This window comes from Gemella taiwanensis, assembly GCF_054054385.1.
On record NZ_JBSMTL010000003.1, the window covers coordinates 121,791 to 141,779 of the forward strand.

General features: G+C 29.1%; 19 protein-coding genes. All 19 read right to left on the reverse strand.

Annotated elements, in window-relative coordinates; all coding sequences use genetic code 11:
- Positions 1 to 48: 48 nt before the first annotated feature.
- Positions 49 to 2,214 (reverse strand): hypothetical protein, encoded by a 2,166-nt coding sequence (locus tag ACWOA3_RS04065; RefSeq protein ID WP_456884235.1) that lies wholly within the window; start codon positions 2,212 to 2,214, stop codon positions 49 to 51.
- 231 nt (positions 2,215 to 2,445) lie between these two features.
- The gene (locus ACWOA3_RS04070; protein ID WP_003147189.1) at positions 2,446 to 2,742 is read right to left on the reverse strand and encodes a DNA topoisomerase IV subunit A; all 297 of its coding nucleotides are present in this window, start codon (positions 2,740 to 2,742) and stop codon (positions 2,446 to 2,448) included.
- A 72-nt stretch (positions 2,743 to 2,814) separates the two neighbouring features.
- Positions 2,815 to 4,077, reverse strand: coding sequence for a competence/damage-inducible protein A (locus ACWOA3_RS04075; protein WP_456884237.1), 1,263 nt, complete (start codon positions 4,075 to 4,077; stop codon positions 2,815 to 2,817).
- Positions 4,078 to 4,235: 158 nt separating this feature from the next.
- Complete coding sequence (locus tag ACWOA3_RS04080) at positions 4,236 to 5,612, reverse strand: polysaccharide deacetylase family protein (protein WP_456884239.1); 1,377 nt, start codon at positions 5,610 to 5,612, stop codon at positions 4,236 to 4,238.
- A gap of 223 nt (positions 5,613 to 5,835) precedes the next feature.
- Positions 5,836 to 7,296: a DEAD/DEAH box helicase gene (locus ACWOA3_RS04085; protein WP_456884241.1), complete on the reverse strand. Its 1,461-nt coding sequence runs from the start codon at positions 7,294 to 7,296 to the stop codon at positions 5,836 to 5,838.
- A 340-nt stretch (positions 7,297 to 7,636) separates the two neighbouring features.
- Positions 7,637 to 8,530, reverse strand: a complete 894-nt coding sequence (locus tag ACWOA3_RS04090; RefSeq protein WP_254263172.1) for a serine hydrolase — start codon at positions 8,528 to 8,530, stop codon at positions 7,637 to 7,639.
- Between the two features lie 233 nt (positions 8,531 to 8,763).
- The gene (locus ACWOA3_RS04095; RefSeq protein ID WP_456884243.1) at positions 8,764 to 9,519 is read right to left on the reverse strand and encodes a GNAT family N-acetyltransferase; all 756 of its coding nucleotides are present in this window, start codon (positions 9,517 to 9,519) and stop codon (positions 8,764 to 8,766) included.
- Positions 9,520 to 9,559: 40 nt separating this feature from the next.
- Positions 9,560 to 10,729 carry a tetratricopeptide repeat protein gene (locus tag ACWOA3_RS04100; protein WP_456884245.1) on the reverse strand — a complete coding sequence of 390 codons (1,170 nt, stop codon included), beginning with the start codon at positions 10,727 to 10,729 and terminating at the stop codon, positions 9,560 to 9,562.
- A complete protein-coding gene (locus ACWOA3_RS04105) occupies positions 10,730 to 11,677 on the reverse strand; it encodes a polyprenyl synthetase family protein (RefSeq protein WP_456884247.1) in 948 nt (315 codons plus the stop codon).
- A 17-nt stretch (positions 11,678 to 11,694) separates the two neighbouring features.
- Positions 11,695 to 12,081 carry a hypothetical protein gene (locus ACWOA3_RS04110; protein WP_456884249.1) on the reverse strand — a complete coding sequence of 129 codons (387 nt, stop codon included), beginning with the start codon at positions 12,079 to 12,081 and terminating at the stop codon, positions 11,695 to 11,697.
- A 213-nt stretch (positions 12,082 to 12,294) separates the two neighbouring features.
- On the reverse strand, positions 12,295 to 12,483 hold the full coding sequence (locus ACWOA3_RS04115; protein ID WP_456884251.1) for a hypothetical protein: 189 nt from the start codon (positions 12,481 to 12,483) through the stop codon (positions 12,295 to 12,297).
- Positions 12,484 to 12,611: 128 nt separating this feature from the next.
- Positions 12,612 to 13,082: a DUF4064 domain-containing protein gene (locus tag ACWOA3_RS04120; RefSeq protein WP_456884253.1), complete on the reverse strand. Its 471-nt coding sequence runs from the start codon at positions 13,080 to 13,082 to the stop codon at positions 12,612 to 12,614.
- Between the two features lie 629 nt (positions 13,083 to 13,711).
- A complete protein-coding gene (locus ACWOA3_RS04125; protein WP_442566017.1) occupies positions 13,712 to 14,941 on the reverse strand; it encodes an ATP-binding protein in 1,230 nt (409 codons plus the stop codon).
- The gene (locus ACWOA3_RS04130) at positions 14,934 to 15,611 is read right to left on the reverse strand and encodes a response regulator transcription factor (RefSeq protein WP_003147203.1); all 678 of its coding nucleotides are present in this window, start codon (positions 15,609 to 15,611) and stop codon (positions 14,934 to 14,936) included. The genes ACWOA3_RS04125 and ACWOA3_RS04130 overlap by 8 nt, the downstream gene beginning before the upstream one ends.
- A 352-nt stretch (positions 15,612 to 15,963) precedes the next feature.
- Entirely contained in the window at positions 15,964 to 16,107 is a 144-nt protein-coding gene (locus tag ACWOA3_RS04135; protein ID WP_035467073.1) for a hypothetical protein, read from the reverse strand.
- Positions 16,108 to 16,134: 27 nt separating this feature from the next.
- Positions 16,135 to 16,716 carry a methyltransferase domain-containing protein gene (locus tag ACWOA3_RS04140; RefSeq protein WP_003147204.1) on the reverse strand — a complete coding sequence of 194 codons (582 nt, stop codon included), beginning with the start codon at positions 16,714 to 16,716 and terminating at the stop codon, positions 16,135 to 16,137.
- Between the two features lie 102 nt (positions 16,717 to 16,818).
- Positions 16,819 to 17,904: a GTP-binding protein gene (locus ACWOA3_RS04145; RefSeq protein WP_456884257.1), complete on the reverse strand. Its 1,086-nt coding sequence runs from the start codon at positions 17,902 to 17,904 to the stop codon at positions 16,819 to 16,821.
- Between the two features lie 28 nt (positions 17,905 to 17,932).
- A complete protein-coding gene (locus ACWOA3_RS04150; RefSeq protein WP_456884259.1) occupies positions 17,933 to 18,745 on the reverse strand; it encodes an MIP/aquaporin family protein in 813 nt (270 codons plus the stop codon).
- Positions 18,746 to 19,049: 304 nt separating this feature from the next.
- Entirely contained in the window at positions 19,050 to 19,988 is a 939-nt protein-coding gene (locus ACWOA3_RS04155) for a carbohydrate kinase family protein (RefSeq protein ID WP_456884261.1), read from the reverse strand.
- Between the last annotated feature and the right edge of the window lies 1 nt (position 19,989).

Here is a 19,989-nt window from a genome sequence, read left to right on the forward strand (position 1 = left end):
AGCAGAGATAAGCATCCTTTTATTATCTCATATTTAATACCATTCTTTTTATCTCAAGTAATACAATGGTCCTAAAATTTTTCTAATATTTTCTGTTGATTCAAATTTTATATCCAATGCATCATCAACAGTTTTTATTTTATTATTTTCTATCATCTCTTCAAGTGAAGATGGAACTACACTTAATTTAAATACTGGTGTTATCTTTAAATCTGATGTAGGTACAACATTATACAAATCATTTTCTTGAATTTCCTGACCTGCAAATATTTCTCTAGTACCTTTGTCCATATTTACTTTTACAGTTTTATTTGCTATAAAATGAGATAATGAGTAACCTAATCTAGGAACTACTAGTATTTTATTATTTTTTGTAGCATCACCAATACTATTGAATTCATCAACACGTAGTATATTAGATGAATCTTTTGAAAAATTAATATTACCGGCAAAAGTATTCTCAAATTCTACATTAAATAACTTTCTATAGACCGCATTAAATTCAATATCTTTTCCTTTTTCAGTTACAACTGCACCTAACTCATTAGTTTGAAGGAGTTTATTTTTAGATACTCTAATTTTCTCAGAATTTTCTCCAGCAATTAAATAATCACCATTCGCCTGCCAACCTAAAAATTCTTGATCTGTAACTCCTGTAGCCGTAGGTAAGTTAGCCATACTATCTATTCTTGAACCAACTAGTACATCTTGACCATCTGATAAAAATTTATCTATTCCTCTTCCTACGAATTTGACATTAACCCATTCACTCTCTACTTTTTTAAAGTAAATTTCTATAATAGTTTCAGAATTAATGTATTCATCATCATTTATAACTTTTTTATTAGATCTAAATAGTACTTCGTATCCTGTACTTGGTTTAATTTTTTTACGTAGCTTAGATAACAATTCTCCAATTTTTTTTGTTTCAGGCCATTCTATATCTTTATCTCTAATACTCTTATCAACTTTACCAAAACGTTTATTATAATCATCTTGTCGTATTTTAAGAGTATTAACATTTTCTTTGTAATTAGCCTTAATAATGATACTATTATCAACCTTCTCCTCGGACAAGTCCTTTACATCTTTAATCTTAGAATTATCATTTGCATTATAAATAGAATAACTCTCTACATGATACTTCTCTTTACTAAAGAACTTAGTATCTATTTCACTTAATTTTTGACCAGTTAACAAAGTTACTTCTTTTTTTGAACTTCCATTATCTAATACTACCTTAGTATTATATTTAGCTTGGATTTTTATATTATTTCCTAATACCTGTGAACTCACTATTTCTTTATCATCAAGATAGAAACCAGAAAATTCATACTTAGCATCTTTAGATGTAATTTCCTTGATATCATTCTCTTTAACAAAACTTGAAAAAGTTGTTCCTTGTTTTATTAAATATTCTTTATTATCTCTTTTCAACTCAGATGGATATTCCACAGTTACTTTATTCCAATAATCTTTATCTTGTGCTAATTTTACTTCGATTTTCTTAGCTAGATAAGGTAACTCAATATTTTCCGAATTCAACTCTTTTCCATCAATTAAGATAACAGCTTTCTTGTAACTATAATATTTATCCGGGTTATAATACTTTTCAATCTCGTATGGATAAACTGAAATCTTATCTTCTTGGGGAGTATTTCTAAGTTCAATATTCCTATTTACTACTTCTTTGTTACCTTCACTTACTACTAAATTAATATTTTTCTTAGTAAAATATATTTTACTAGATTTTGAATATTCTAAATTCTTAATACTACCATTATTGTCAATATCATAAGTCATTACATTCATTATTATTCTAGTATTCGGAGCAAAAAGTTTTAGTAAACTTTTATCAACTATTTTCCCATTACCACTCTTTTTCAAAGGTATTCTAAAAAGCTCATTTGGGATATTGTTACTATCTAACGAATAAAAAATTAAAAAATTATATGAATTTTTTTTATAGCTAAGTAATTCAGCGTTGTATTCAAGTTCATCCATATTACTCTGAATAACACTATTTTTTATTACAGGAAGAGAATAATTTCTATTATTATTGAATATATCAAAATTAAATATATTTTCTCTAAAAACTGTATCCGTTACTGTCGTATTGTAATCTGTAAAATAATCAGCCTTAACGTTAGAATGATTAATAGTTGCCATTCCTAAACCTAGTAAAGCAGACGCTATCAATTTACGATATTTCAATATTTCTCCTCCTTTCAACTGTATACTAATACTTATTATATCACATTCTTTAATAACAATTATATAAAAAATTGTTTAAATAAAACTAAATACATTTATATTCAAATATAAATCACTCGCATTAATTTAACTATTTAAAATAAACAAAATCTCTTTAAAAATATAATATCATAAAATTGACCCATAAGTGAAAAACACTTATAGGTCAACTTATTTTTTCAAAATGTTATATTAAGCTTCGCTTATATTTTCTAACATTATTTGATCATTAGATATACTAACTTCATCATATTCGTAGTCATCAGCAAAATCGTACGAATACTCCTTGTATAGGAACATCTCGTTAGAGTAATCTAAGAATTCCTCTTCAGGAACAGAAAACTCTACTTCGTTATAACTTTCATCAGCATAATCTGATAAAATTTCATCTTCATAGTCTATTTCAGTATTGAAGTCCTGGGAATATTCATCATCTTGCCCATACCTGGGATCCGGCGACTCCAAACTAGATAAGTTCATTGTATACATAATCAATCTCCTTAAATATCTTTTTTTATTAATAATATTATACAAAATAGTCTATCATTTTACAAGCAAAAACTATAGTTTTTCCAAAATATTTTTTCTAATTTCCGCAAACGCTTCAACACTTGTTCTGTATCGGATTAATTCTCTGTCTCCTGTGAAAACTACCTCTTTTGCACTCACTTCTCCTTGAGAATAAATACCAATATATGCTAATCCTACAGGTTTTCCACTTTCATCACTATTAGGACCTGCAATCCCAGTAGTAGCAACTGCAAAATCGGAACCTAATCGGTTCGCTACTCCTAATGCCATCTCTTTAGCTACTTCCTCACTAACCGCACCAAACTTCTCTAAAGTTTCTTCATTCACTCCTAAAGTATTAATTTTTGACTTATTTGAATAACAAACTACACCTTCAAGGAATGATTCTGAAATTCCACTTTTTTCTACTAACATAGAAGAAATCTTTCCTCCAGTTAAAGACTCGGCTACTGATATAGTGAAATTATTTTCTATAAGAAGATTAGCCACCACATTATTCATTTCTGTTTGTGTTCCTGAAATATCTTCATCTCCTACAAGATATATGTACTCTCCTACTCTTTTCTCAATCTCTTTCAATTGTTCGCTTATAAGTTGTTCACATTCATTCTTATCTTCACCGCTAGCTGTTATACGAAGTAGCACTTCTCCTGTTTTAGCATAAAGTGCTAACGTAGGATTTGTTTGATTATCCATTATATCTTTAATTTTAGTTTCTAATAAAGACTCTCCTATACCATAAAATCTTGCGTATTTAGATATAAAATACTTATTACTAAATTCCTCTAAATATGGTTTTACACTTTTCTCAAACATATCACGCATTTCTCGTGGTGGTCCTGGTAATAAAATTATTCTTTTATTATTTTCCTCAATTATTATACCTGGTGCAGTTCCACAAAAGTTTTCTAATACTATTGCCCCTTCAGGAATCATTGCTTGTTTTTTATTATTTTCCGTTATAATATTTCTTCCTGATCTTGTAAGTCTTTCTAATATTTTCACCCATGAATACTCATGGAAATAAAAATCTCTACCAAAGTATTCTGCCACACATTCTTTTGTTATATCATCATCAGTAGGTCCTAAGCCACCTGTAATAATAACCGTATCATTTTCTAAAAATGCACTCTCTAAAGTTTTAATTAATCTCTCTCGATTATCACCTACAGTTGTTTGTCTAAAAACTCCAAACCCAAGAGCCGCCAACTCTTTTGATAAATAAGCTGTATTTGTATTTACTATATCACCTAATAATAATTCAGTTCCTACTGACACTAATTCAACTCTCATAATATTCGCCTCTCAATATTTTCATTATTTCTTTCAATTATATTCTACATCAAATTCATTAAAAAATAAATTATATAATCTCTTCTTATTAATTTCTCAAAATAAAAAGAGTATGATTATAAGAACTTTAAAATCCTTATAATCATACTCTTTAATTATTATTCTCTATTTGTATATGATTGATGAAGTTCTAATTGATCTCCCATTAGTTCATCAACAGTCACCATTTCAAATCCTTGTTCAGTTAAGTACTGTAATATCGATGGTAATGCATCAATAGTTGTTTGGTGAATATCGTGCATTAGGATAATTGAACCAGGCTTAGCTTTTCTAACTTCTTTCATTATAGAAGCAGTATTACGGTTTTTCCAATCTAGTGTATCAATATCCCATAAAATAAATGATTGATCGACAGCAGCTTGAATTGCACCATTTATTGCTCCATATGGAGGTCTCATAACATGAACATCTTGTCCACTTGCTTTTTTCAGTGCTTCAGTTGTATCATTAATTTGTTTTTTCGCTTTTTCTAGACCTATACTTGGTAAAACTGGATGATCCCAAGAGTGGTTACCAATTTGATGCCCTTCGACAACAACTTGTTTAATAAGATCTTCATTTCCTGCGACAGAACGACCTACCATAAAGAATGTACCTTTAGCTTTATATTTTTTCAATAATTCTAATGCTACAGGTGTTGTCTGTGGATTTGGTCCATCATCAAATGTTAATGCAACAGCTTTTCTATCTCTTTTCTTAACATATTCTTTATATTTATCTAAATCTTCTCCTTTTAGATAGCTCTCCGTTATATACTTGTGTAAGTCAGCCATAGGCACTTCTACTGAACTAACTTCTCCGACTTTAGGATCTATATTTATATTAAATTTAGAATCACCGTAAGTGAATTTCCAATCAGCCATATCTTGATCACGTAGTTTAACAATAGCATCTTTTCCTTCTGCTTCAGAAACTCCACGAACTTCTAATTGTTTTTGTATTTTAAATAAAAACTTCTTCTTAGCATCATCTGGAGAAGAAAATAGACTAGATAAGGTGAAAGGTTTCCCATCACTCGTATGGAAAATACTAGAAATATTAGATTCTGTTGCAGCTTCTACTTTTTTATCAGAAACTTTATGAGTAACTTTCTCAACACTTAATTCTGATACATTAGCAAAATTACTTTCTTTTTCTTTACTTCCGTAGAAAACAATTTCTTTAATATCTTTATTAAAGTCTAATTCTCCTTCAACTAATCCTTTTGTCTCTTCATCCAAACGTGATTTTATTTCATCTGAATTAGAAGAGTTTGAGTTTGGATAATAAACTTTTACGAATTTATCTCCTAACCACCCGCTTTTCGCACTGCTATCTTTTGCGAAATCTGATTTATCAGCATCTTCCACCGTATCTTTAACCTGCGATTTAAAATTGTACTCTTGCCATTTTTGGTAAGCAGGTTCACCGTAGAATAATAAGAATGTACAAATAGCTATAAATAAAATACCTAAAAAGACACCTACTTTCTTCATTATTCTTATTCCCTTCTTTAAATTATTTTCTTATCACATTTTAAAAGATATAGGGAATTAATCTCGTTATAAAGAGTTCACTATATCCTTCCAAACTAATAAAAATTATACATTAGTATTATACCTTAAACTACAGAATTTCTCCAGTATATTCATTAAAAATTACATTAATAATTTTATATAACAAAAAGATATCAATCAACAGACTGACATCTTTTCCTTATTATTTGTTTTGCATTCTACGACCTTTTTTATCGAAGAATTTCTTATCTGTTCCTCTACGTTCATTACGATTTTTCTTATCTCTATTATCTGAACGTCTGCGTCTATCATTTCCTCTATTTGATCGTCTTCCACGCTCTTGTTTTCGTGGTAATGGTTTTTCAAATGATAGTTCTACATCAACATCTTTTTTATCATTGATTAATTTACTTAGTAGAATAGTGATTACTTTTTCTGCATTTGTTTCAGCTAACAATTTATTAGCCAAGCTATTAAATTCAACATGGTTATTGTCCATTTCCGAAACAACTTCATCAAATAATCTGTTATGGCGAGCTTTCTTCACTTCATCTTGTGAGTAAGGACGTAACATTTTCATTCTTTCCCCACGAGAATTTTCAATATCTTTCAGATAAGGCATCTCTACAGGATTCAGGAATGTAATTGCCACTCCAGACTTACCTGCTCGACCAGTTCTTCCAATTCTATGAGTATAACTTTCTACATCTTGTGGAATATCAAAGTTATATACATGAGTTACATCACTAATATCAATACCACGAGCTGCTACATCTGTTGCAACTAGAATTTGTAATGAATTATTTTTGAATTTACGTAGTATTTCTAAACGTTTAGATTGAGTTATATCTCCGTGTAATCCTTCAGCTAAGTATCCCTTAGCAATAAGTGCACTTGATAATTCATCAACACGACGCTTAGTTCTACCGAATACAATTGCCAAGTTAGGATTTTGAACATCTAAAAATCCAATCAACGTCTCTAGTTTTTCATTTTCTCTAGCGATTGTAGCATATTCAGTAATATCTGGTTTTAAATCTTCATCACTGATAGTTTTTATTAGTTTATAATCTTTCATGAAATCTTTTGAAAGTTCTATAATTGTCTTAGGCATAGTCGCTGAGAACAATAGCGTCTGATGTCTTGATGTTATTTTTGATAAAATAAATCTAACATCCTCTATGAATCCCATATTTAACATTTCATCCGCTTCATCTAATACTAGATGTGTTAATGAATCTAATTTAATTGTTCTTCTATTAATATGATCGATAACACGACCTGGTGTTCCTACTATAATTTGAGGACGTTTTTTCAAATCTTGAATTTGTCTTTCAATACTTGTTCCACCAAAAACAATGCTAACCTTTAATCCTTTTGCTCGTGACATAAGGCGAAGTTGTTCACCTACTTGTTGAGCTAATTCTCTAGTTGGGGCAAGGATTAATGACTGTAATTGATCACTCTTCCTTACTGTATCTACTAACGGTATTCCAAATGCACCTGTCTTTCCTGATCCTGTTTGTGCTTGTGCTAAAATATCAATTCCTGATAATACATATGGAATTGTTTCTGTTTGAATACCAGTTGGAGATATGAAATTCATGTTTCTTAGTGATTGAACCGTCTCCTGACTAACCCCTAATTCTTCAAATGTTGTCATTTAATTCTCCTTAATTTATCCAATTTTATATACTGTCTTATTTATATAACCTGTTAATTATAGCATGAAAATAAAAATTAATAAAGGGATAAGGGTAATCATAAAATTATACCAAAAGAGTAACTTAAAAAATAGGATTTTAAAGAAATAGAATTTCGGAGTCCGTCACTTAAGATTTATTAGATATCTAAACATCTGATATAAAGCTAATTTAGATATAAATAAACAACCCCTTTTATTTATTGTTAAATGGATTTTCTAAAAATTTACGGCTTCCGAGTCAATCTCTTTAAAATTCACAAAAAAAGATTAGATAGTTTTTTTCTATCTAATCCTTTTATTACATATTATTGTTTGTAATTTCATCAATTTTCTTAGCAATTTCTTTTATTGCTTGTTTTGATTTATTCAACTTATTAGTATAGATTAATAACATATAATCTTTATCACCAAATACTATAGCAGTTTCATGATAATTAGCCTCTATAGCCCCATACTTACTAGCTATTTTTTTATTCGGTATTCCATCTTTTATTACTTCCCCAGCTTCAGAATCTTCTAGGTACTTAATTAACTTCGAATACTTATCACGTTCATTGTAAAGTTTTGCCCAAACTACCTCCATCATTGCCGGTGTTATTCTATTTTTTTGAGCTTCTTCCTGTGATAAATTCACACCCAAGCCATCCAAATATTTCACCAATAGATCAGCTGCAGTAGCACTATTCCCTACAAGCATATTTGTAGCTGTATTATCTGAGTACTGTATCATATTTTGAATAACATAATCTAATTTGTAGCTATTTTTCTTCTTATTATTGGTGATTTCTCCATTTCCTTCTTCTAAATGGTTCTCATTATAATATATATCAGCATCTTCTGATACTTCACCATTTCTTATGCGGTCATATATTCTCATAGCATATACTACTTTTATTGTACTTGCGGCTGTAAAGTATTTGTTTTCTTCTTGTCCATATTTATATCCCGTAGAAAAGTTCTTGTAGACAATTCCTATCTCATTGTCTCCTTTATATTGCTCTAATATGCTATCAAACGCTTCATTAAGTTCTGTCTCACTAAGTTTTGTATTTTCAGATGTTGATTCTTCTTGTTGATTTTCTTTATTTTGTTCTTGTTGTTGAGCTAATTCTTGCTGCTTAGCCGCATCCTTCTTTGCCTTAAGATGTCCACCCGCAGAAAATACTCCATATACAACCAAAATAACTGCCATCGATTCAATAACAAACTTTAAAAATCTCTTAAATTTTCTCTTCACTACAATAATCACATCCTTTTTCCGCATATTTTCTACGTTTCTTCTACTAGTTTACTACATATTAACTATTTTCTCAACAGGAAACATGGAACTTCAATATCCCTAATAATGTTTATAAAAAAGATACGACTCAAGTAATCTAATTTCGAGGAAATCATGATCTATGAGTCGTTCACTCTCTTTACAAATTATACTTTCGTTTTTAAATAAAAATTCTGTTCTGAAATTTTTGAAAATCCAATATTTTCATACATATACTTAGGCGTATCATTAGCATCAGCTACTAAAAGAACATTCTCTTTACGTTCACTCTTTATAGCGTGAGTAATAATATGCTTAGCTAGCCCACGATTTCTGTATTCAGGTGCTATATATAAATTATCTATCTCAAAGAAATTACTCTTAACTATTATATTAGCTGACCCTACTATTGTTTCTCCATCTTTTGCCACAAGTTGCTTTATATTTTCAGATCTAATATCTTCGTATAATAAACCTTGATTATGTTCTGCCCACTCTTCATTGCTAGCCTCTACATCTATTTTATACTGAAACTTCAAATATCTATTTAAATCAACTTTTTGAAGATATTCTACCTGAAATTCACTTAATTCTGGTTCTACGAAGTCTTTAATATTTAAATAATATAAAAGTAAGTTAATTTCACTAAAGCCTTCTTTCTTTAAATATCTTTTAAGCTTCCAAGATAGTTTTACATTTTCTAATGCAGCCAAATGAATAAAATTAACACCTTTATCTCTAAAAAAGTTTCTACAAGATGCAATATAATATTCAAGTTCATCTATTGAAGTTGGCTCTTTTTTCATCAATAAATAATTCCCACTAAAGTATAATTTTGACTTTAACGTTTGGTAAATTACATAACTATCAGTTTCAACTACCGACTTAGCTCTAGTATATATATCTTTAAAACTATAATCCATAACTAACACCTCCTATCCTATCTCTAATTTTTTCTTGATTCTAATGATGATGACCATGTGGTCCATGATGTTGCTCGAAATGACTGATTATATCTCTCACTCTTGCACTTCCTGTTAAGTCATAAACATTTCTTAAAGTTTCTACATATGTTGGTTCATCATGAAGTACTTCAAAATAAGTAACAACTTCTTCCTCAACAAAGTCAATATAATCCTCTTCTTCAGATAAAGCATTTAAAGCAGCACCTAAAAGGATTGGATCATCTTTTATCAATGAATTATCATTATATAAGTCATAGATTTTTTCATATTCGAATAGTGATTTAAGAGCATTTATAGTAATAAATAAAGTTTGCTCAGAAATTCCTTGAGAAGATAAGACTTCTTGCATAAGTGTACGAATGTTGTCATATTGTTGATCATCTTTATATAAAGAAATTAAATGTAAGTATGCACTAATCGCCATACCTTGTAACTCAATATATTTTTCTAAATATTTCTTAGCTTCATCACCTTTAGACATATGCCCTAAATGTAAGTATGCTTCAGTGAAGTCAGGATCTAAAGCAATAGTTTTTAATAAGTGCATTTTTGATTTTTCCAAATTCTGAATTTGATTATAAGCAAATGCTAATGAGAATAATATGCTTGCATCTTCATATCCTCTACCGTTTTGATTGTAAAAGTCAATAGCTTCTTCAAATAATCCTAAAGCAAATAAATTATCAAATGCTGTTTGGAAATTTTCTAAAGATGGCTCTTCATAGAAAATTCTTTCACTCAGATTTTTTGCTTTATCTTCTCTACCTGTTGCTAAATAAATACCAACTAACTCTTTATCGATAGCACGAATTGCCTCATTAAAATCTGTTCCAGCTCTTGCAGCCAAGAATTTATCCTCAGCAATTTCGTATAATTCATCTTCTAAATATATTAAACCTTCTTGATATAGAATTGATGAAGTTTTTGGTGAATTGTATAATACTACCAAAGCATCATCTTTTCTATCTAAGTATAATAAATTATGAACATAACCTTCGATAGCTGTATCATCTTCTCTGTTTTGTTCATAAATAACTTTAGACAGCTCTAAACACTCATCAAATAATCCATAATCTAAAAGTATTGTACGAAATTCTTCTTGTTGTTCTCTATCTAGTGCAGTAAAATCAATATCTTTTAATTCTTCTAAAAATTGTTGTAAATCCATTTAATTATCTCTCCTTGCCAACTTATTCATTATAAAAGTCAATTCATTTTTAACTGAAATTTCTATTTTATCTATACTATTTTGTGCTTTTAGCAAATAACGTCTACTTATATCAAGAGTCTCTGATAAAATTTTCTCATTATTTTTTATATAGTCAATAATTTCCATTTTTTCTTCAGAACTTGTTTCACCAGTAAAGTTACTAAATAATTCTGAGTTTTCTTCTCTTGCAAGTAATGCTGGTAATGTGATATTACCATTCATTAAATCCTGTCCCACTTCTTTCCCAAGATTCTCAGCTCCACCAGCGAAATCTAAGTAATCATCAATAATTTGATAGCTCATTCCTAGGTAATAACCATACGAAAATGCACTTTTAATGTTTTCATCAGAAGCTTTAGAAACAATACTACCAGCAACGCAAGCAAATGCGATTAGAATCGCTGTTTTTCTTTTGATTTTCTTTAAGTAATCTATTCGTCTAGTTTTAATATTATATAAACCATCAGCTTGAATAAGCTCACCAATACAAAGTTCCTTAAGAGTCTCAGCTAAATAACTATGAATTCTCTCATCACTAAACCTCGCAACCTCATTTAAAACTATCGCAAATAAGTAATCCCCTACATGTAGAGCAAATTCATTAGTATACTCTTTATTCATTGTAATACTACCGCGTCTCGTATCAGCATTATCAATAATATCATCATGAATAAGACTTGCAGTATGAATTATTTCAACTATACTAGCCATTCGAATTATATCTTTTCTATTCAATTCAAAATTTCCTAATTTAGCACACATAAGTAAAAGAAGGACTCTTACCCTCTTTCCACCATTTAAAAAATATCTTTTTATAATCTCATTTAATCTATCATCATCACATTTTGTGATATCTAAGATATCTTCTAAAACATCATGTACCAACGTATCATACTGTTTTAACATTCTATTCTCCATCATTTTTATACAAAGACCACAGTCTTACTATCAGTTTCCTGGAATTCAATACCATAAAAACTAAACCATGTCTTTATTATACTTAAATAAAATTCTTCCTCACTCATCCTTTTAGTAACAAGTTGAAAATAGCCTACTTTCATAGTATCGGTTAAAATACTTAACTTATCCAACTCATCTTTCAATATACTATAATACTCAAAGCTATAATAATCTCCAAGTAATATCGATTTTGATTCGATATTATCATAATTAGATCTATGATTATATATTGAACTTAACGCACAAAAAATAGCAGTATTGTATTTTTCATTATTAAAATTATATTTTTCTATAAAAGGAATAATATTAAATTTTTCTATTAATCTCTCATTATAATTATATTTTATCATAATAAATCCTTCATTATTTCTCTTTATAAATTATACCACAATATCCCAATTTATTGAAATTTGATAGTCTAAATTTCAGATTAAAAATTTAATATATTGGTTATCTACTAAAATCATAAAAAAAGAGTAACTTTAAAATCATGATTCTTCGAAAATCATTATCTTAAAGTTACTCTCTATTAAATTTTTCAAACTTAAATACTATTTGTTTAGTTACACTCTTTCTACAATCGACTCTTCATCGCTATTTTCTAATATTCTTATTGTATTTAATTCATTAATTAAAATTAAAAACATCACGAAAACAAGAATTATCTTAGTATAGATATTATCCATTTTTTCAATAATCATACCTAAAAAGACATAACAGGTCATACTATTTATCCAATTAGATTTCTTCATATACTTTGAATTTTTAAAATTAATATATATACTATATAAACCTATTAATATTTGACAAAATAATAAAATATTACTAACCATGAAGTCACCTTTTCTTTACTCATATATTTTAATAATTAGATAAATATCTATAGGTAACTAACCGTTTCTTGATATTCCTCAGGTCTTTCTTTTCTAACAAATAGCATAATCGCTACGATAAAGTAGAATAGATATACCGGAATTAATACCCCTACTGTCCCAACAGCTACTACTATTGCTAATAATAAGAAAAGTATTCCAGATAAAATACGTTTTTTCATTAAGAAGGTCGCTAATAACGCTACTACAACTAATACTGCTAACAGAACTGAATACATTTTTAAACCTTGAATTGTGTAATCAAGTATTTGTTCGGCTGATAAGTTAACCCCATTTAAGGTAGCCCCATTAGGATTTTTTTCTAGTTCTGACTTAAATAAATTTAAAAACTCAGGATTATCTTTTAAAACTGAAATTTTAAAGAATGAGCTATACGCAAAAACTCCTGTTAAAACTATTAAAATGACATTAGCAATCCATGCTAACACTTTCTCCACTGTTCTTTTGAATGGTTTCATAATAAAACCCTCCTTCTATAAAATTAAAGGATTTTCCTTTTTCTAATTATAACATAAAACGTTCTCATAATATATAACAAATTACCTGAATTAGCAAATTTTATACCTAAAATGATAATTTTAAAAATTAACTAATTAAGAATTTCATTTATCCCTTTTTAATCTTTTACTTCACTTTTATTAAGATACTTTTTATTAAATATTATATGGCATAACAATACAAAAATGAACAAACTAAATAAATATAATAGACTTTTTGTATTTTGATAATCATCAATCGTTAATATAGCGATACCTAAAAGAGTTATTACCTCGACACAGTAAAATATAATCGCTATAATTCTGTGAATTCTAACTACTTTTTTAGTGATTTTTTCGCACCACCAACAATCCCAATTACGTAGTCAAAAAATACGTCAAACATCATTTCTTCCCCTTTATTTTCCTCTATAAAAACTGATTCTATTTCAATATTATGAATCTTTAATATCTTTCTATTTATTATATAGATTATAGCATTATTATTTTATAATTACAAATTTTTCTATAATATTTATTATTGATAAACATATTAATTTAAAACAAAAAATAATCTCCCAAACCTCATTGGCTTGGAAGATTAACTTTTATTATAATCTTTCATCAAGTGTAAAACGCATTTCTATTTTGAAGATTCCATCTTCTGGTGCATATGCTCGAATTGTTTCTTTGTGTTTTTCAGCAATAAGTTGCGCCATAGATAATCCTATACCGTATCCTTTTATTGCGCTGTTTCTTGACTCATCTAAGCGATAAAAACGCTCAAATACTTTACTTAAATCACCTTTCTTAACCTCAGCTTTATTAGAAACTTTTAAAATAGCATATTTTCTATTTTTCTTAAGACTAACTGATATACTGCTGTCTTCTGGTGCATATTTAATAGCATTTTCTAATAGTATATCCATCAATTGTACTATTGAAGCTTCTTCTCCAAAATAGTACAGATTAGAATCTACATCTGTAACGATATTTTTTTTCTGGAAGTTTGCTAATTCATCAAAATCTTCAATTCTCGATTCCAATGCACTTGTCAAATCAAATCTTGATCTTTCTACAGTATCCTTTTCTTCCATTCTACTAAATACTACTAAACTATTAACTAAACTAGTAAGACGATCTACTTGATTATGTATATTTTGCGTCCATTTTGAATCACCATTCATCATCTCTAATACATCAGCGTTAGAACTAATTATAGCTAACGGTGTTTTCAGTTCGTGACTCGCACCTGTTATAAATTGTTTTTGTTTTATGTAAGTTTCTTGAATTGGTGCTATCACTCTTTTAGAGACTAACACAATTAAAACAAATACTGATGCTATAACTCCAATAGAAATTAATAAACTATTTTTTTCAAATGAATAATGTGAATCTAACTCACGTTGACAATTTAAAAATAGTATCAAATTACCAACATTAGTTTCTGCCTTTAAGAATCTATAGCTACCGATAAATCCACTTGTTTTCCCTGCTTTTAATGCTTCAATAACTTTACCTTGCAAAGCATCTTGATCAGGTATTAAAGTATCATCACGATATGATTTAATTATCCTCCCAGAATCGTCAACCTTCGCAATAGAAAAACCATTATAATCTGTCGTACTAGATGAATTTTTTGTAATTATTAAATCATCTCCATCTTCTGCGAAAATTTTAATCAATGCCTGAGATCTAGAAGCATCTAATAGTGTTGTGTCGATTCTCTCCTCTAATTTATAATAATTTATAAAGTTTAACGCAATAGCCAAAATAGCTATTACCACAGCTACACTCCCTACAGCCGTTGTAATAAATTTTCTTCTAAGACTCTTAAACATCAATCATCTCCAAAGTATAACCAACATTTCTAGTAGCTTTAATATGGATATTTGCGTCTAAAGCTTTTAATTTTTTTCTTAGATATGAAATATTAACCCAAACTACGTTAATTTCAGACTCACTATCATATCCCCAAATTCTTTCTAAAAATTGTTCAGTTTGAATCACATTTCCAGGATTTCTCATCAACATTTCCATCATTTGATATTCTTTATTTGATAGTCTCACTTTGTCTTTTTCTGTAGCTAATTCAAACGTATACTTACTTAAACTTACATTACCTAATTCTAATACATTACTAGTGAATGTCGCCTGTCTTCTAGTCATAGAACGAACTCTCGCTAATAATTCCTTAGTTACAAATGGTTTTGTTAGATAATCATCTGCACCACTATCTAGTCCATACACCTTATCTTCAATCTCTGATTTAGCTGTAAGTAATAATACTGGTGTACTTTTTTTATTCTCTCTTAGTTTTTTCACCACAGTTACTCCATCCATCTGCGGCATCATAACATCAAGAATTGCACCATCATAGTCATCTAACATTAGATAATCTAATGCATCTTGTCCGTTATTTACTACATCAACTGAGTAATTGTTGTGTTTTAGCATTGCTTCAAGAGCGTCTGCTAAGTCTCTTTCATCTTCGGCTAATAATAACCTCATCGTCTTCCACTCCTCACTATATCTTTCCATCATATACAATTTATATCATAATAATTATACAAAGATTAATTAAAATAAAGTTTAAACAAAAATTTTAGTTTGAATTATTATGTAAATTTCCTTAAAATATATGAATTTATAACTATTATTAATTCTACTTATAATAACTACTTTCACTAAAATTCATTTCTATCTATATAATATATTATACCAAAATATAGCTATTATTTAATATTTTTCTTACTATTTATAAAAAATATTTGTTATAATAACTTTATTGTATACATTTTACTCCATTTTGCCTAGATATGTCAAAAAAATTGGCTAACGCTTTCTTCGTTAGCCAACAACATTATTTTCTTCCGATAAGCAGTCCACTTTGTATGTAATCTTTCATACCTTTTCCATATCCCCATTTTTCTGCATACTCATCTGTTACATCAGAATTAATGATTTGGAATTTCGTGAAACCAGCTTTTTTAATAATATCTACCATCTCTTCTTCCAGAAGAGCACCCGCCACTCAAGTGCAGTGCATCTGTTGAGAATTTTTCCACTCTAATGGTAACTCCTTTTTCAAGATAATATCAGATATTACAAACATACCATCTTCTTTTAAAATGCGATATATTTCATCATATACTTTTTGCTTGTCAGGCTCAAGGTTGATAACACAGTTACTAATAACTCTATCAACTGATTTATCTTCTAAAGGAATATTTATTAGTTCTCCTTTAATAAATTCAATATTATCAAATTTCTTGTTATCCCTAACTTTCTTAGCTTTTTCTAACATTGAATCTAATCTATCTAAACCATATAGTGTTCCTACTTTTGGATTTTTCATCTTTGTAATGAAAATATCCATTCCAGCTCCACACCCTAAATCAATTAAAGATTGTCCTTCCTTAATTTTCAAGTGGTTAATTGGATTTCCGCAAGAAAGCCCCATATTTATCTCATCAGGAAACTCATTAATAATTTTTTCATCATATCCTAGTGATTTACTCAGTTGTTTTGGATCAATTTTTGTCTTTTGTTTATTTTTAGAAATATTATCATAAAAGTTATCAACTGATAATCTTATTTTGATATTACTATTCATTTTATCACCATCCCTTCATATTAAATAGTTGCTTGAATCAACTGATTCAAGCAACTATCACTTATTCTTTATTCTATCATAGAAGTTTATTTTTTTCTATAATTATAGTTTAACGATTTCTCTATATCTAAATGTTGGATTTGGACGTCCAGGAATTAATGCATTTAAAGTTTCTTCTTTGTATCCAACTACGTTAAACACTCGTTCAACCTCTTCTTTTACGATTTCAACTAATTTATCTGGGTGAACTTCTACACGTGCATTAACTGTAAGGAACACTTTATCACTTGCATTATCTAATTTACGTAGTGTTGCAGTTTCTTTCTTACCTACAATATTTCCTACTAAACCTTCTTCTTTACCTTGTAGAAGGAATTTCACATGACCTACGTTTAGATTTAATGAGTCAAATCTTTCTCCTAAGTTAGCTAAAAATGCAGTAGCTAATGTTTCAAATGATTCTTCTTTTTCAATAGCATAAGTTCCATTCAACCATCCGAATAATGCTTCTCCATCAGCATAAGTATCGTAATCTACTTCTACAATTCTTCTTCCTACTTCTTTTTCACTATTAATAATGTAATCGAACCACGCGTCTAAACCTTCTCCAGTTTTTACACTTGCAGTTAGAACATTTTCATTATTAAATTCTTTTTTAGTTTTTTCTACTAAAGCAGCTAATTCTTCTTCTGATAATAATTCAACTTTGTTAATTAAGATAACATCCGCTTCTTCGAATTGTTTATAAATAATATAATCTCCAGGGTTTGAATGATCTTTTAATACTGCTTTTAAGCGAGTTGGATCCGCTAATGCTGTAAGTTGTTTCAAGTTAACTTGTTCATTGTATTTTTCTTTTAATGGTTGCATAATAGTTGCTGATAAGTCAGTACAGCTTCCTACTGGTTCAGCTAAAATAATATCACTGTTATTTGCTTCTTGTAGGTGAGCAATTGCATTAGCAAAGCCACCAAAGTTACAGCAGAAACAACTTCCACTTACTTCTTCAACGATGTCATTATTAGTTTCTAAAAATGAAGTATCAACAAGTTCACTCGCCTGGTCATTTGTGATTAATCCTACTTTACGTCCTTTTTCGTTTAAACGTTTCGCAACTTCCCATAGAAGACTAGTTTTCCCCGCTCCTAAAAATCCACCTACTAAAATTAAATCTGTTTTGTTTGTCATAATTCTTTTCTCCTCTAACCTTATTATATTATTTGTTTAATTCATTTTGTCTTTTTAACGCTGGTTCTAATACTTTAGTAAATAGGTATCCAGCTAATACTCCACCAACTATTGGTCCTAGTATATAAACCCAGAAGAAACCACCGCTGGCATCTGGAAATGCCGCTGATCCCCAACCAAATGCCCAAGCTACTAAACGTGGTGCAAAGTCACGAGTAGGGTTCATACCAGCTTGAGTAATTGTCGCTAATAAACATAGTAATGATCCAACAGTTAAACCTATTTGTACAGGAGCCATGTTATCACTTGGTCTACCTACATTAGCACCTTCAGTAAACAGGAATATAATTAAAACTAATAAAAACGTTCCAAGTGCTTCTGTAGCAAATGCCACTGGCATAGAAATGTTATAACCACCCGGTTGATTATAATACTCTCCGAACATTTTCGCAGTAGCAACTGATTCAAATGTTCCACGTACTATATTCTTTTTAGATTCAAACTGAGCTATAGATGAGCTATAAATACCATACATCACTAGTGAACCTAATAACGCTCCGATAAATTGCCCAGCAATATACGTCGGTAATCTTTTAGCACTCATTCTACCTGTAAGAACCATTGCTACTGATACTGCTGGATTAAAATGAGCATTACTTAAATTTCTAGTCATATATATACCAAAAGTAACCGCAAATGCCCATAACATACCAATTTGGAACAAACTTTGATGTGCATCATATAATACCGCTGCTGCCACAGAGCCCGTTCCAAAAAGAACTAATATAAATGAACCAATAACTTCCCCCAAGAAGTCATTTCTTAATGAATATTTCTCCATGAATATCCCCCTTTATTTATTTCTATAAACATATTATAACAAAATTAAAACTATATTTGAATAATTATTTTTTAATTTACGATGTATATACATCATAAATTCTAACTTTTATTTTATATTTTATATATTCTAAAATATAAAATAAATAAAATAATATTAGTTTATTATTATTAAATCTGTAAATAACCCCCTTTATTTATTTATTTATTTTGTTTAGAAAATATTATTCTAAATATTTTTAGAAATTCTATCGTGTTACCTGAGGGAAAAAAATAAGCCCTAATTAGGACTTATTTTTTAAAAATTATATTAAATTATTGTATTCTTCTTCTGTTAAGTAACTTGAAATTGCACCTGTTTTTGTAGTTGTTAAACTAGCGTAGTTTGTCGCAAATTTAGCCATTTGTGCTAAATCTTCTTCAGAAATATTATTTAGATCTTCATGATTTAATAATTTTGATAAGAATGAACCTGCGAACGCATCGCCTGCCCCAGTAGTATCAACTGCTTTTATATTAGGTATTTCAGTCACTACTTTATGATTTTCATAATAAACTTCCGCACCATGCTCTCCTTTAGTATAAAGAACAACTTTCATGTGACTGAAGTCTTTTTTCAATGCTTCTTCGATATTAGTAGTTCTAGTTAGGAATTCTAATTCGTTATCAGCAACTTTTATTACATCAACATAAGGTAAGAATTCTTTAATAGTTTCAAGATATAATTTGTGATCATCCCAAAGATTGAATCGTAAATTAACATCAAAAGAAATTAACACTCCAGCTTCTTTAGCCTTTTTTAATAATAAGTGATGGCTATCTTTTGATTCTTCTTGAATAGCGATACTTGCGAAATGAATTGCTTCAATTTCAGATAAATCAACTTTTTCAACATCTTCTTTACTAATTCTTAATGTTGATGAACCTTTAAAGTAAAAACTAAATGAACGGTCTCCAGTTTCATCTAAAGAAACAAATGCTAATGGTGTAAAACTATCAGCTTTACGACTCACATATTTACAATCTACATTCTCATTTTTTAAAGTATTTTCTAGAAAATCACCAAAACCATCTTGTCCTAATGATGTTAATAAATAACTCTTATGTCCTAGTTTTTGTGCCACGCAAGCCACATTAGCTACACATCCACCAGCCTCTTTTTTAAACGATTTTACTTTATCGATTGTACCTACACCTTCTCCAATAAAGTCAATTAGCATTTCTCCTATACATAAAACTGCCATT